The sequence below is a fragment of the secondary endosymbiont of Heteropsylla cubana genome (assembly GCF_000287355.1).
Taxonomy (GTDB): Bacteria; Pseudomonadota; Gammaproteobacteria; order Enterobacterales; family Enterobacteriaceae.
The window spans coordinates 293,311-309,550 of record NC_018420.1 but is presented as its reverse complement, the minus strand read 5'-3'; the positions used below and the strand labels follow the sequence as shown (position 1 = coordinate 309,550).

The window sequence follows — 16,240 nt, the reverse complement described above, 5'->3', positions numbered from 1 at the left end:
AGTTAGTAAACTAATGTAGTATTGAAAAACATAAAAAGGCTTAATGAAATTAATTTTAGCTTCAATTTGGAAATAAAGGATTTAAATATAAAAGAATCTTTCTTTTCATAAATTCGTTATACTCAATATATAGAATATATATAAGACTATTCCTATGACCTACTATGAAAAATTTTTAACATTAATTGAATCAATATATTGTATATATATAAGATAATTTAAGGTAAATATATCTATAAAAATGATATTTTTTTATTTAATCATGTCTAACACTCATTTCTTTAAAAAAATTTTATATTACTTCTAACATAGAAAGATCAGCTATTCGTAAAAAGAGATGACGAAGATCCCTAAGTAACGTTAAACGATTTATGCGTAAATTAGGTTCGTCTACCATGACCATAACTTTTTTAAAAAAATCATTTAAAGGTTCTCCTAATGTTGATAAATTGAGTAGTGCATCTTCATAGTAACCAGCGGCAAAAAGGGGGTTTAGTTTTTTTTGTAATATTAACAGATGTTTTCCAAGAAAAATTTCAGCTGGTTCTTTAAGTAAAAGAGAATTAACATGTTCGTATGTAATATCATTAGATTTAGCTAATATATTTGATATTCGTTTATTAACTGTTGTTAATATCGATGCTTCTTTTCTCATATAAAAAGATGTTACTGCGCGTATACGTTTATCAAAATCTAATGGATTGGTTGGTCGACAAGCTAATACCGATTTAATAATACAGATGTTGTATCCTTTTTCTTGGTACCAGTTTCTTAAACGGGAAAAAATAAAATCAATTGTATCGTTGGTTACCCTGTTGTTAGTTAACCTTGTATCATACAGGCGGATTGCTTCTTCAGTTAATGATTGTAAATCTAATGATAATTCTTTTTCAATGATAATACGAAGAATCCCTAAAGATAAACGTCGAAGAGCAAAAGGATCTTTATCTCCTGTTGGATGTTTTCCAATTCCGAACATTCCTGTTAAAGTGTCGATTTTATCCGCAATAGCTACCGCGCAAGATACTAAAGTTGTAGGAAGTGAATCATTGGGAAAACGTGGTTGATATTGCTCTTTTTGCGCTATTGCTATGACTTCTTGTTCTTCGTCAAAGCGAGCATAATGCATACCAATTATGCCTTGAATATCGTTAAACTCACACACCATATTTGTTATCAAATCACATTTAGATAAAAGACCAGCGCGTGCGGAATTAATTATGTCTCCTTTAATCCGTTCAGCGATCCAAGCTGATAAAGTTTCAATGCGCTTACTTTTATGAAATAAAGATCCAAGCTCTTTTTGAAAAATAACTTTTTTCAGATCGGGAAGAAATTCTTCTAGTCTCTTGTTTCGATCAGTTTTAAAAAAAAACTCAGCGTCAGATAGTCTTGGATGAATTACTTTTTCATTACCATTGATGAGTTGTTGAGGATCTTCAGAGTTAATGTTTGCTATAAAAATAAAATTTGGTAAAAGATTGCCATGAGCATCATAAAGAGGAAAATATTTTTGATCCCGTTTCATAATATAGGTTAAAACTTCTGGGGGCATGGAAAGAAATTTTTTATCAAAACAACCGCTTAAAGTTACAGGCCACTCTACTAATGATGTGACTTCTTCTAACAAATTGTCGTTTAAATCAGGTATTCCACCTAATTCTTTAGCTGCGTCTATTACGTCTTTTCGGATCTTTTCTTTACGCTGTAGGTAATCCGCGATTATAAAACCTTTCTCTAGTATAATTTGAGGATATTCATTTGCATGTTCTAGTATAATATGTTGTTCTCCCATAAAACGATGCCCAAAAACAATACGATGAGTCGGAACTCCGAGCACGTTTCCAGAAATAATATTTTTATCTAATAGTAAAACTACAGTATGTACCGGTCGTATAAAATGGATGGGATTATTACCCCAACGCATCATTTTTTCAGTAGGTAATTTTTTTAGTGCACGATTAACCATACCACACAATAATTCTTGTGTTTTTTTTCCTTTTACATGAGATCGATAAATAAGCCATTTCCCTTTATCAGTCACGAGGCGTTCGGCTTGAGCTACCGTAATACCCATGCGATATGCCCATGCTTCAGCAAGTTTTGTGGGTTGACCGGTTATGTCAAATGCTTGTTCGATTCTAGGACCACGTTGTTCAATATTATCGTCTACTTGTCTCATACCAACCGAAGTGATTTTGACTGCTAATCGGCGTGGAGTAGCAAACCACCTAACTTTTCCATATTGAACCTTGGCTGCTTCAAATTCGTTAGTAATATTATGAGAAAACGTTTTAGCTAATACATGTAATTCCTTAGGCGGCAGTTCTTCCGTGCCAATTTCCACAAGAAAAGTATGTGTTTTCATAACTACCTCTTAGTGAGTATGTTTCATGCATAATGGAAAACCTAAAGCTTTACGTAAATTGTAGTAAGTTTTTGCTACGCTTTTAGTTAAAAGGCGGATTCGAAGGATATAGTTCTGACGCTCTGTAACTGAAAGAGCTTTACGTGTGTCAAGTAAATTAAAGGTATGAGTAGCTTTTAACACCAGCTCATATGCTACTAATGGGAGTGGTCTTTGTAAGCTAAGTAATTTTTTTCCTTCTTGCTCATACTGTTCAAAACAAATAAATAAAAAATCTGTGTTAGCATATTCAAAATTATATATAGATTGCTCAAGTTCATTTTGATTTAAAATATCACCGTATGTGGTACATCCTGTCTTCCCATGATTCCAGACTAAATCATAAACGTTATCCACACCTTGAACATACATAGCTACACGTTCAAGCCCATAGGTGATTTCTCCCGTAACAGGTCGGCATTCAAATCCACCTACCTGTTGAAAATAAGTGAATTGTGTAATTTCCATTCCATTAACCCACACTTCCCAACCGAGTCCCCAAGCCCCTAATGTTGGATTTTCCCAATTATCTTCTACAAATCGAATATCATGAATCTTGGGATCTAATCCAACTTCTTTTAAAGAAGACAAATATAGATCTTGAATATTTTTTGGTGATGGTTTAATGATTACCTGAAATTGATAGTAATGTTGAAGGCGGTTAGGATTTTTAGCGTATCTACCATCTGTAGGGCGACGCGTAGGTTGGATATAGGCAGCCGCAATAGGTTCTGGTCCAAGCGTGCGGAAAAACGTTATAGGATGATACGTTCCTGCACCGACTTCCATGTCTATTGGTTGGATAATAGTGCAACCCTGACATTCCCAGTAATTTTGTAACTTAAAGATAAGTCCTTGAAAGGTTTTTGTATCAAACTTTTTCATCTTAAAATTGCATACCTTCTTAATTTAGAGATAGTCAGAAAACGTTATATCAGTATACACTTTGGAGTTTAGATAGATATCTTGAAACATTATATAAGGATTAAAACTTTATAAAAATAGAACGGTAAGTTCTTTTAGTTTTCTCTCTAAATGTAAAAAATGAGATAATGTGAATTTTTGTAAAAGAAATTAATGTTATTAAATTCACTAGATTACGGTAAATTACTGAAATCTTAGTGAAAAAGAAGATAATATGAATAGAAATAAAATTTTTATTTCATAGCGTTTATTTTTAGATGAAATTATAAGAATTCAAGGTTTTTATATAGATTAAATAAAAACTAATTATAATACATTTTGTTAAAAACAAAATTTATATATATCATCAATATAAATTCGTAAATCAATATTTTTATTAACAGCTAATTTTAGTATTTACGATAACGTTAAAATCTATAAATCTATTAAAATATATTAGCGATTTTATAAAGTTAAAGAAATGTCTTCTGAAAATCTTTATTCTATTTGTAATTTTGTAGTATTTAAAAAAAATCGGATAATACTTATAAGTGTTTTTAAAAAAACGATTTATATTTTAAAAAAACTAACCTTTTCAAGGTAGTATTATTTTTTTAATGTTAGACGCTAAGGTATTTTTTTTACACAACTATGTTTATAATAAAAATTATTTTTTTATAATTATATAATTTAAAATTATATCTATCGATCTTTTTCTTCATATTTTTATTATTAAATATTATTAACTTTTTATTGTTATTTAGTTTTCTACATTTATTTCAAAACGATAAAAATAACTTCTGAAATGAAATAATTCGTAGATTATTAAAAGAAAATTCTTATTGTAAGCAATAATAAATGAAATCACGCGTGAATAGAATTTATTTAGATATTGTAGATACAATATCTTAGTTATCGATTACTGCAAGAAAGGATTGTTCCAACGTTCATAACCTAATGTTGATTTAGGGCCGTGACCTGGCAAAAAAACAATATCATTTGATAGCAAAAGAAGTTGATTTCGAATTGATTTAATAAGAGTATCCAAATCACCTCCAGGAAGATCTGTGCGACCAATACTTCCATTGAATAAAACATCACCCATAAAGATAAATTTTTTAGATTTATTCCAAAACACTACATGACCAGGAGAATGACCAGGACAATGTAGTACATAAAAGGAAAGACACCCTAAGTGTAATCTACACCCGTTCATAAGCCATCGGGTTGGTTTGAAGGGTGTAATGATAGTATCTAAACCAAACATTTGACACTGTTCCGGTAACTTAGCTAAAAGTGGTTCATCATCAGGATGAGGACCTATAATAGGTACATCATAAAACTTAGCTAGTTCGATAGCAGCTCCAACGTGATCTAGGTGGCCGTGTGTTAACCAAATTTCTGTAATTGCTACTCCTATTTTTTTAACTACTTGAGATAAAACGTTAGCTTCACCACCTGGGTCTATTAAAACGGCATCACCTGTTTTCTCGCACCAAACCAAAGTACAATTTTGTTTAAATGGTGTTACCAATATAATATGATATTTCATATTGTATCCTGTATAGTTTTTCTTTAAGTGTAAAATAAATACTCTTTTCTTTAATTCTAATTCATAGTATTTAATTATATAATTAAATAATTATTATTAATTATGTTAATTATGCTTTTAAATATATTTTTATTAGTATATTGTAACTCTTTCCTTTACAGTGGTTATTTCATTCTTCATGAAGAGTTTTTTATTAAAAATCAAAAAGATAGTTGTATGATAACTGATTGTTGATTTGTATCTAAATATTTTAGACGTTCTTTCTTCTAGAAAAGATGTTAATTTTTGATAACTTAAATATTTTATTCGAAATTAATAAAATACTTCTGTTCATCCTACTCTTTTATAAGTAGTAGAGTAATTTTATTGCATTATTTATAATATGTATAAATATTCTTAAGACTATCGTTAGTAACACCAGTCAATATTTTATTGTGAATTTATCTTGAATTGAATTCATTAAAGTAGATGTAAGCTAGACGTTAACTTTTTTTTAATCGGAGGTTATCATTATAGAAAAAGCGTATTTATAAATTAGCTTTGTTTATATGGTTTATTTCTTTTGAAAGAATTTTTTAACAAATAAGTTGTTTCATATGCTATTATATATATAAATTACACTAAATTTAGTTCAATTATATTGTTTTAATTTTAGTTATTAATAATATCATTACGATAGTAAAATTTAAAAATAATTTCTTAGATCCATTTGCTTAAACATAAAAATTTTATTTATTATAATTTAATTTTCTATTAATTATTTATTTATGTAAAAAATATTTTTATATAGCGAGGTGATCTACGTGATTAATCAAATATGATGATCAGTAATTTTTTTTGAATTCAGAGTATTTTTATGTGGTTTTATTTTATTCTTCCTCAAGACGAATATTAGGCTGTTATTGCTAACGTAAGTTAAAATTTGACGAAAATATTAAGATTAATGCCTTAGTCTACGAATAAAGAAAACTCGATATATTAATATAAAATATTTGTTTATAGATAGCACAAAATCTAATTTTAACAAAAAATATGCAGTTCTCGATAGAATGAGAATAAAGCATAATTAAAAAATATTTTACATCAATCAAATCCAATAAAAATCCTAATTAAATCAAATATTTTATCTCTTTTTTTTCTAAATTTACTGAACAGATATCTAAATTTTTTTATTTATAGAGTAAATAACTTATTACATTTTAAAAATTTTTCCTTTAAAAGAACTTATCGAGAATAATTTTGTTAATAAAATTTATATATTATTTTTAACGAAATATATCAATATATAATGTTGGTTAATTTTTTAATTTTTGTAATATAGTCTTCTCTTTTTTTAACCCCCCTTCTCTATGGCGAAACTAATTTGATTTGTTTTGCATCTAGTTAGTGTATCACGTAGATTACAATTCAATCTTATTCAGTAAGTTCGATAAAATAGTTAGTTATGTCTAATTTTTCGAGAAAACGTATTCTAAATATTTTAGAAGTGCTTATTTATCCTGACTTCAAGTAGAAATCTCAATTTTTTAGACTATTCGGAAGACTCCATGCTATTCCATACTAGCATAGTGCGGATATCCAAATAATATTAATAATTTTGGAAAAAAAACAATGAAGTAAAGTATCTAAAAAATATGGTTATCACGAATCGTATAAGTGTTAATACTTTTAATTGTTTTTGATTTTCCTGTATAAATCATTTTGATTGGATGCTGAACTAATATTCTAATGATGCTTTTATAAATTATTGACCATAAAATCTATAATAGTTACTTTATTCATGCTTGAGTTCTTTAAATATTGCTCCATTAATAATAAGATATATACGGCAAGTATCGCGAACCGGTATATATAAAATATTTTATCATATATGAGTATGATTATTAATCAACATTAACTCTGATGTATAGTAGTCAGTCGGATGTGATTTAAATTTTAAAATATCTTTAATAATTTATTGTATCTCTACAATAAAATAGTTAAGAAAATCAGAAATAATAGAAGTTAATTTTAATTGGCCATTTATGCCATTTTTAATAAAAAAACAAGATATGAGTTAAATTTAAAAACAATATTTTATTATTAGATGTTTATTATTCTATGATAATGTCAATATATATAGATTATCCTCATTGGAGGTAGTAAAATAAAAGATACTAAGTTTATACCAATTATATATGAATACTAAGTAAAAGAATTATCTTTTTTGGTGAACTTTTGCCATTAGTTGTTCAATTTCATAAACTTCTTTTATGACTAAATCGGTAAGATTTTCATTCCCCGTGTCAGTTATCAGGATAGTTTCTTCAATTCGAACACCGATCCCTCGATAAGCAAAGGGAATATCTGAATCACAAGGGATGTAAATACCGGGTTCAATAGTTAACACCATTCTCGGTTCTAGCACCTTCTTTTGTTCACAAAAACCAGAATTACCCATCATGTCGTGTACATCTAAGCCGAGGAAATGACTGAGCCGATGCATAAAAAATCGCTGATATCCTTGAGTTGCAAGAAATGTTTGCATGTTTCCTCTGATTATCCCAATTTTCCATAAACCACTAACCATAATCTGAATTATTTTTTCGTGTAGCTCTAACATGGTATATCCTGGACCATAAAATTTAAGAGCGTAGTTAAGCATGTCAAGTACAAGAGTGTATATGATTCGCTGTTCTTTAGAGAAACGTCCGTTAATAGGAAACGTACGACTTATATCACTTGCATAACCTTGATAATTACAACCAGAATCAATTAATACTAAATTACCATTTCTCATATACGAAGAATTTTCTGTGTAGTGTAAAATACAAGCATTTTTACCACTTGCAACAATAGTATTGTAAGAGGTGCAAGGAGCACCTTGACGATTAAATTCATAGTGTAATTCACCTTCTAGGTGATATTCATACAATCCGGGTTGGCATCGTTTTATAGCGCATACATGTCCTAGAGCGCTGATTTTGCAAGCCCGACGTATTAGCAGTAACTCTGCCTGAGATTTAATAAGTCGCATTTCATAAACCCAAAATCTCCAATCAATTAGCATAGTAGGTGCTTTTAATTCATGAGAAACACCCTGGCGCAGTTTCCTTAGAGCCCTAAAAAGAATTTGATCAGCGAATGCAGATTCACCTTGTGCGTGATAAACTTTATCAAGTTTGTTGAGTAGAAGATATAATTGATTGTCTATATCCTCCCAAGGTAAAGCCATGGTCACACCTAATCGTTTTAGTGCTGTTATTTGACCCAAACGACGTCCTGTCCAAGTTTCAGCATATTTATCACGACTTTGATTAAATAAAATACTTTTGTGGTTATTTTTGTTTTTTTTAAATAAAATAAATAATGCATATGGTTCGTTAAAACCAGTAAAATACCAAAAATTACTATTTTTCTGATAATGATAGTTGTTACTAGTCGTACTATGGTGCTTTTCTTGGACAGAAAAAAACAACGCAGCACTATTGGATGCCATTTTTGCGAGTAAGCTTTGACGACGATTTTTATATTCTTTTAAAGTTATCATTCCCATTTAACCTTTAACCTTTAATCGGCATCAATCTTTTTAATTTTTTTTGTTGTTTAAATAAGAAGGGTGTTAACAATTATATTGTTAAGAGTATCTATTAAGATATAAGTTTATACACTTACAGTTATTTATTAAAATATACTTATATTTTTTATATTTTTATCTTTAATCTCATCATTGATACTCATAATAAAAAATTCACGTAAATTTTTGTTGACGCTTATAAAGTTAAAATTTTTCATTACAATATAATTTATATTAATCTTATATTATATTTTACTTTACTTAGTTGATCCCTGACTTAAATATTTATAGGACAAGTTTACTACATTAAACAAAGTAGGATTAAGAAAAAGATTTTCTTCTATAAGGTTATTAATAAGATATTTAATTTATTGTCACAATTTTAAAAAAAAGAGCTTCTGCGAAACAGAGCTATTTGATCATAGATCTTATGAAAATAGTATTTCTATTTATTTAATTTTAATTTAGTAAATTAATCTGCGCTGTTAGCTTTATCTTATTAATAACACCGGTGTAATTATTATATTAAAAATAAGTAAAGAAACGTTAAAAAATAGATTATATTGATTTAATAGTTACTTGGTTAGCTTCATCAAGAACACTCTTTAAGCTTCAAGTTGTTACTTAATAGTAAAAATTATTTAAACTAAACTAATTAAATTTATTTAGTTTATATTGCCACGAGAAATGTCTACTTAATAAGTGCATATATTATGTTTTTTTGAAATTTGTGATTACATAACGTATGTTTCTGAATAAAATAAGAAAACATGATTACTAGATATTTTTTTTGATTACGATAATTAGATAAGAATATTAAAAATATTATGTAAAAAACTGAATAACTCAATTCTATATCGGTATAAATGACACTATATCACATTATGTGTCTTTTTGTTTTTTTTATAAACTAATATAAAAAATATTATCCATGCTTGACAGATGATCAATAAACTATTTTATATACTTTTAAGTAATAGTTTTTTTTAAAGTCTTAAATAAGATGCATGAATATTATAGTTTTATATAACCACATAACAGAAATAATATCTTCAAACAAATCTAGAGCATTAAAATATTATCTACATCAATGTTATCCAAAAGTCACTGAATCATTAGACCTCAGAATTTTTAAGAAAATACTAATAGCATATTAGCAATCTAATGATTTTTTTTGGTGATTTATGTAACTATAATTTATATTTAATCTTCTTACTAAGAAACATTAGATTGTATCTAAATAAACTACAAGAAAATAAAGTTAAATATGGTTTAATAAAAACATTAGATAAGAATATATTTGAGAATGTTGAATAAAACCAAAGTTCTAAATTAAAAATTTATAATAATTAAAGTTTAATTCTTTTTTTTTAGAAAACTTTATTATGATATTTGTTGAAAACATTTTGTCTTGAACTAAACTAAGGCTAAAAGTTAAATTAATTTATCAAATTATTAATAAAGTAATTTTTATTATTGATTAAAAAAAAGAAACAATTTTTTAGTAATCAAGAATTTGAATGATGGTGCGAAGAGAGGGACTTGAACCCTCAGGTCTATTAAGACACTAACACCTGAAGTTAGCGCGTTTACCAATTTCGCCATCTTCGCATATTTTATAAAATTGAAAAAAAATAAAAATAAATAATTAAATTTTCTCATTATAAATATTAATCTTTATTTTTGCATTAATATCTTTGATTAATAATGTTATATTAAATAAATATTGTTTTTTGTAATGATAAAGATCAATTTAGAGTTTTCTTCTTCGTTTCTTAGGTTTACTAAAGCATCACTTCTGTATTTTATTTTTATAAATAAAATTATATTATAGAATATATATTTTTATTTGAAAAATTATATAGGAGTTAATCACTTGATTCTTGATAAGATATTTTTATCTAAGGATAATTTTTTAATTAAATTTTTATTATATATAAAAATATTAATATATTACATTTAATTTTAAACGGTCAAGTTAATTTATATCAAAAGTTTTTGAATTTAAATGTTTATTTATAACATTAGATATTTAGGAAGTTATTAAATGAGCTTAATTTTTATTAAATGCTAAAATCCATTTAGCGTTAGAAACGACAATAATTGTATTTATGGACACAGCACTGATATATTTTAAGTTTTTAACTTAATATACGTAGGTGAACTTAAATATATTTTTTAAAGTTTTAATTTGATGTATGGATTTGTATCCATAAAAATAAGTCGACAGTATTTTGATTTTTAATTCTTTTTTTTTGTAAACATGCAATAATGCTTTGATATTTGAGTACGTCGTTTTTAGGTATCAAGATGATCAATATCTTGATATTTTTGAATAAAATAAAATTATTTTTTTTTAACTTAAAATTTATTTATCATCGGTTATAAACATTAATACTGTTAGATGATAATTTATTTATCTTCAGTTAGTTCTTTATACTAAAAGAACGATGTTCTTTCCTTTTTTTTATTTTTCATAAAATTTAAATGTAGATTTAATAATTTTTTTTGGTTAATACCATAAAAAGTTAGAAGATCTTATCTAAATTATTTATTGCTAAAATATAGTTATAATAGAGTATTTGTGTAGTGATTAATAGCCAATTAAGGGTTATTCTCTCTACTTGATAATAGCCGATAACCTATTGTGAATTATTCCTATATATTTATTTTTTTCTCAATACTTACAACCTTACCGAGCTAAATTTTATTTAGTGTAAAGTCAGAGTTATATTGTCAAATTAAATATAAAAATCGATAACAATTAATAAATTTTTTAGTATATTAGTTGTTATGTAATTAGATTACAGGTTAATCTAAATATTAGATGTTATTGTATTAGTCGGTCTGTCTTTTATTTTTTTTTAAAAAATATGCAGTTACTTTTACCAGAGGTCATAGAAGATATGAAAGTTACAGGGTAACTTATGAAGTTTTCTATGTTTCAGATATAATTGCAGTTATTATTATTTTATAATAAGGAGCGTAGATTAGATTAAACAATTTTAGAAAGTAAATAGACAAACTATAGTTGACAGCGTCGTGGTACGCTCTACACTGACGACACCTATTTCCTTTTAAAAACTGTGGATAACTAATATGTCAACTTCTCAACGCTGGACGCAGGTGCAAGCCGAAGCGCTTTTTAATAAACCATTTCTTGATTTATTGTTTGAAGCACAACAAGTACATAGAAAACATTTCAAAGCAAGTGAAGTACAAGTCAGCACATTGCTGTCAATTAAAACAGGTTCTTGTGCTGAAGATTGCAAGTATTGTCCGCAGAGTGCGCGGTATAATACTGGACTAGAAAGCGAGCGTCTAATGCAGTTAGAGCAAGTTATGAGCGCTGCTCGTAAAGCGCTTGAAGCTGGCTCAACACGTTTTTGTATGGGAGCTGCCTGGAAAAATCCCCATGAAAGAGATATGCCACTTCTTGAAGAAATGGTAAAAGGTGTAAAAAATATGGGGTTAGAAACGTGTATGACACTTGGTATGCTTAACGAGAATCAAGCACAACGCCTAGCAGCTGCTGGGTTAGATTTCTATAATCATAATTTAGATACATCACCTGAGTTTTATAGCAATATTGTTACGACTCGTACTTATGAAGATCGACTCGATACTCTTAGTAAAGTTCGAGAGGCTGGAATTAAAGTATGTTCTGGTGGTATTGTTGGATTGGGAGAAGATGTTCACGATCGTGCGGGACTTTTGGTAGAGTTAGCTAATTTGCCTACGCCTCCGGAGAGCGTCCCTATTAACATGTTAGTAAAAGTAAAAGGAACCCCTTTAGCGGATAGTGAGAATTATTTAGATCCATTTGAATTTATTCGAACTATCGCAGTAGCTCGAATTATGATGCCGTACTCACATGTTCGTCTATCTGCGGGACGAGAGCAGATGAATGAACAAACTCAAGCTTTATGTTTTATGGCGGGTGCTAATTCCCTTTTTTATGGATGTAAGTTATTAACGACGCCTAATCCAGCCGAGGATTCTGATAAAGCACTATTTCGAAAGTTAGGTATTAATATAGAGCATAATATTTCTTCTCAAGGCGATATTGCACAAGAAGCACAACTAACTGAAGCACTTCTAACTTCAGATACATCGCATTATTATAATGCAGCACCTTAATGTTAGATTTATAAATATATAGTCGTTTATAGAGAGTTAAGTTAAGAAATCAAGAAAAAGGTAAGCGATATTAAATAAGAGGCTTGGTGAGAAATGAATCATTATTTTCACCCTGTCTCTTCTTTGTTGTTAAGTTATAAGCTTGTTTTTCATAAAAATTATTAATTAACGTTGAAATAGATGTGTTATTTGCAATTTTTGCTATCAAATAGAATGTTTTTGTTTGCAATAGTTTAATTTAACAATACCTTCACTTGCTTAAAATAGAGAAAAATTTATTTTTCTTGTAGGTTTAATTTATTAATTGTTTATTGGATGAGATTTTATATCTATTTTCTTTTTTTTTAAACAGAGTTCGATTAATAATACCTATTATAGAAACATTTATTACTAATGAGTATTTTTTTTGGTGAATATTTAAAAACATTGCTATATTATTATTTTTAATACATATAAATTTTTTTATTAAACAAAAAAATATATATCATAAGAAATGAATGTTATTTGATAACTCTAATTAATTATAAAGGTAGAAACTTAATTTTTAGATTTTAGGGATAAAACGAATATTATTGTTTTTATAAATTTAAAATTTTTAAAAAGATAAAAACATACATAAATTCTAATTATATAAAAACAAAATTTATATAATTTTTATATTATATAATGTTAGATATAGACATTAGATTTTTGATCTATAAAAATATAATTCTGAAAATCTATATACAATATTTTTGAAAATAATTATTTTTAGTACACATATAAAGATAAGTAAGTAAATGATAGATAATTGATTGTTTTAAATAAAGAAAACTATATTTTTATTTTTATAAAAAAATAATAAATTTTAAATATTTTTAATATAATCAAATGGATATCATTTTTTTTGTTAAAATGTCTAAGAATTTTTATAAAAAATTTAAATAGTATTTTTTTATAAATTAAATATTTATTTAAAAAGAGTTAGTTGCTATATTTTAATAAAATTATTTATGAGTTAATGTTTCAAGATAAGAAAAGTTAATGTAGTTAGTTAAATTATCTTGATCTAATACGTTAAGCCAGGGAATCTCTCCTAAGAAAGGAGCATTAAGGTATTGTGTTAGTGTTAGGATATAATCGTTTAGTTGATGACTAGAATGTATAGGATGATTAGCGATCCACCCTAACAATGGGAGTTTTGCGTTTTCGATTGCTAGTTGTGTTAACAGTGCATGATTAATACAACCAAGCTTTATTCCAACGACCATTACTACCGGGAGTTGTTCCGCGATAACCCAATCAGCATAAGTTAGTGATTTTGCTAAGGGAGTAAACCACCCTCCTGCACCTTCTATAATCACCCATTCTGCGAGGTCCTCTAATTTACGAAGTCCAGCTGATAGAAGCGTAACATCAATATATTGCCCGGCATCACGACTGGCAATATGAGGGGATGTTGGTGAAAGAAATGCTAACGGATTAACTTGTTCATAACAAAGAGTAGCACTACTGTTTTTTATTAAGGCTAACGCGTCGTGATTGCGTAGTCCTTCGGGAGTCATTTCACATCCTGTGGCTACTGGTTTATAACCAGCAGTACGATAACCAGCTTTTGTAATAGATTGTAACAATGCGCAAGCTACTAAAGTTTTACCAATATCGGTATCAGTTCCAGTTATAAAAAAACGTTTAGTCACAATAAATTTTCCGTAAATTACGCAATAAGCTACCGGTAACCTTATTAAAATAAGGGTTGTATGATATCTTCTTAATTTTTCGGATTTAAAAAAAATCCACAAATCTTACATTTTAAGATATTACATTTTTAAGTTGTATCTTGATATGTTAAATGTTTCTTCTTAAGAAGCTACAAGTTAATATATTAACAAGTTTATGAAAAGATTATTTTTTATTTTTATAAAAGTTATTACGGCAACTTTTATAGAGATTTTACTCTAAATTAGAGTTTTTAGTCGAATTTTTAAGATGTTAATAATATTAATTATAGTATTTAGTTATTTTATAATTATTGTTCGTTTATTCAATCTTATTGAAGTCAATTTAATTTTATTAAATTTATCTAACTAAAAAATAAAAATTTTCATTAGTTTTTTTTAATATTCTTATTGTATTGTAATATTTACACTAGTGTGTGTAGTAATTATTATTTTCAATAAAACAGTTTTTAAAAAAACATTAGATCTCTGTTTTTTCTTGAAATATAAAAATAAAAATATAACCCTTATGATTTACAATATAGAGATTATTAGCATTAACTTTTATATTCAAACGGATATTTAGTTGTTATTAAGATATCTTAAAGATTATTTCAAAATGAGCGAACATCTAATAAATTTTCTATTAAAGTTTATATGTTGATTTTAATTAAAAGTTTTTTCCTAGTAAAATAAGATTTTTTAATTGATCAAAATCGATATTTTATCAATTAAAAAAAATCTTGTTATTTACCTAAGCAAAAAGTTAAGGGTATTCATATGGCAACACAGGTAATACAATTATCATATAATGCATGAGTGTAGTGCTATTACTATATATGTGATTGAACATGAAATGTTTTTTTTGTTTTCACCGTTATTAGTTGTAACAAGTAATAAATTTGATGTTCGATCTGATCAATGAAATGTATCAAAAGAATCTAAAAAATAATATTAGTTAATTAATATTATAATAAAAAATAATGTATAAAAAGTGAATAATATGTTGCGAAGAAATAGTGGAGTGTGTTTAAGAAAAGAAAGTAAACATCTAATATCATATTATTATCTTGGCAAAGATAAAGTTAATAGCTTTTATAAAAAGAATTAAATTCCTCCTTATTATTTAGAATATTTAATATAGGTAAGTATTAAAAAAAGACGACGTAGCATGTAGTTCTTTATAAAAAAAATTTATTTAAGAAAAGTCGCTATTAATATTTTAAGTCGAAGAATAGTATTAATTCTATTAATATAGATTTAATTCAATCAAGTGTACATTGATGCAAGTTTATGTTTTTATTTTAAGTTAAATGAAAAAACATTAGGGTTAGTACTGTAATATAATTAACTCTTCTCAAAGAGAGCTATGTTATTTATAAAAGTATATTAAAGGTAAAAAAGTTCTTTTAGGCGGAGAAGTGTCTAAAGAAGATTTGTATAAGTGATAGCAATACACTTAACCAAGAATTTTTGCTATTCAATTGTTAGCCTTACATAACATTTGATCAAAAACCTGGATGCGTCAGGTATAGCAATCTCTGAGTTCTATGTCTTCTGCTATCAGTTCATAATTTTTTTTAATAAAAAGTGTTACTAGTAAAAAGGAGATTTATTGATTAGATCAATAGATCTACCTACTAATTTAATCATTAAAATTTTATAATTATCGATGTGTTATGTATAGAAAAGTTCTACGGATTTTTTTATTAGATATATAAAAATGATCGAAGACTAATTGTAGGATTATAAATCTATTGAATATAAACATGGGAGATGGATATCTATAAATCTTGATTCAGTTTTTGATTTTTGACTTAACCCACATAATAGCATAAAAAGTGTACGTAATGTAAAAATCTTACATATTTATATTATCGTAACAATAAAATTTCCAGGCGATTAAATAGAATTTTTATGATTTTTATTTATCAAACGTATAACTATTTTAACATATAGCTATAAAAGTTAATAATTGTAGTTAT

General features: G+C 26.8%; 6 protein-coding genes and 1 tRNA gene. 1 reads left to right on the top strand and 6 read right to left on the bottom strand.

Annotated features, from left to right (window positions below):
- Positions 1-292: 292 nt before the first annotated feature.
- From glyS to A35E_RS00735, 5 genes are all read right to left on the bottom strand, one after another.
- The gene (gene glyS / locus A35E_RS00755; protein ID WP_014888767.1) at positions 293-2,368 is read right to left on the bottom strand and encodes a glycine--tRNA ligase subunit beta; all 2,076 of its coding nucleotides are present in this window, start codon (positions 2,366-2,368) and stop codon (positions 293-295) included.
- A gap of 9 nt (positions 2,369-2,377) precedes the next feature.
- Positions 2,378-3,292, bottom strand: a complete 915-nt coding sequence (gene glyQ, locus A35E_RS00750) for a glycine--tRNA ligase subunit alpha (RefSeq protein ID WP_014888766.1) — start codon at positions 3,290-3,292, stop codon at positions 2,378-2,380.
- Positions 3,293-4,229: 937 nt separating this feature from the next.
- Positions 4,230-4,862 (bottom strand): MBL fold metallo-hydrolase, encoded by a 633-nt coding sequence (locus tag A35E_RS00745; protein WP_014888765.1) that lies wholly within the window; start codon positions 4,860-4,862, stop codon positions 4,230-4,232.
- A gap of 2,197 nt (positions 4,863-7,059) precedes the next feature.
- Positions 7,060-8,391, bottom strand: coding sequence for a Xaa-Pro aminopeptidase (pepP, locus tag A35E_RS00740; protein WP_014888764.1), 1,332 nt, complete (start codon positions 8,389-8,391; stop codon positions 7,060-7,062).
- 1,551 nt (positions 8,392-9,942) lie between these two features.
- Positions 9,943-10,029: transfer RNA gene (locus A35E_RS00735), tRNA-Leu, on the bottom strand.
- Between the two features lie 1,488 nt (positions 10,030-11,517).
- Between A35E_RS00735 and bioB the strand changes: the two genes are divergently transcribed.
- The gene (bioB, locus tag A35E_RS00730) at positions 11,518-12,558 is read left to right on the top strand and encodes a biotin synthase BioB (protein WP_014888763.1); all 1,041 of its coding nucleotides are present in this window, start codon (positions 11,518-11,520) and stop codon (positions 12,556-12,558) included.
- A gap of 986 nt (positions 12,559-13,544) precedes the next feature.
- On the opposite strand, the gene bioD is transcribed toward bioB, so the two are convergent.
- Positions 13,545-14,237 (bottom strand): dethiobiotin synthase, encoded by a 693-nt coding sequence (gene bioD, locus A35E_RS00725; RefSeq protein ID WP_014888762.1) that lies wholly within the window; start codon positions 14,235-14,237, stop codon positions 13,545-13,547.
- Positions 14,238-16,240: the final 2,003 nt, after the last annotated feature.

What these genes read in the sequence shown, in the direction of transcription:
- glyS (WP_014888767.1), bottom strand. Translation starts at nt 2,368, where the DNA reads ATGAAAACACATACTTTTCTTGTGGAAATTGGCACGGAAGAACTGCCG.
- glyQ (WP_014888766.1), bottom strand. Translation starts at nt 3,292, where the DNA reads ATGAAAAAGTTTGATACAAAAACCTTTCAAGGACTTATCTTTAAGTTA.
- A35E_RS00745 (WP_014888765.1), bottom strand. Translation starts at nt 4,862, where the DNA reads ATGAAATATCATATTATATTGGTAACACCATTTAAACAAAATTGTACT.
- pepP (WP_014888764.1), bottom strand. Translation starts at nt 8,391, where the DNA reads ATGATAACTTTAAAAGAATATAAAAATCGTCGTCAAAGCTTACTCGCA.
- bioB (WP_014888763.1), top strand. Translation starts at nt 11,518, where the DNA reads ATGTCAACTTCTCAACGCTGGACGCAGGTGCAAGCCGAAGCGCTTTTT.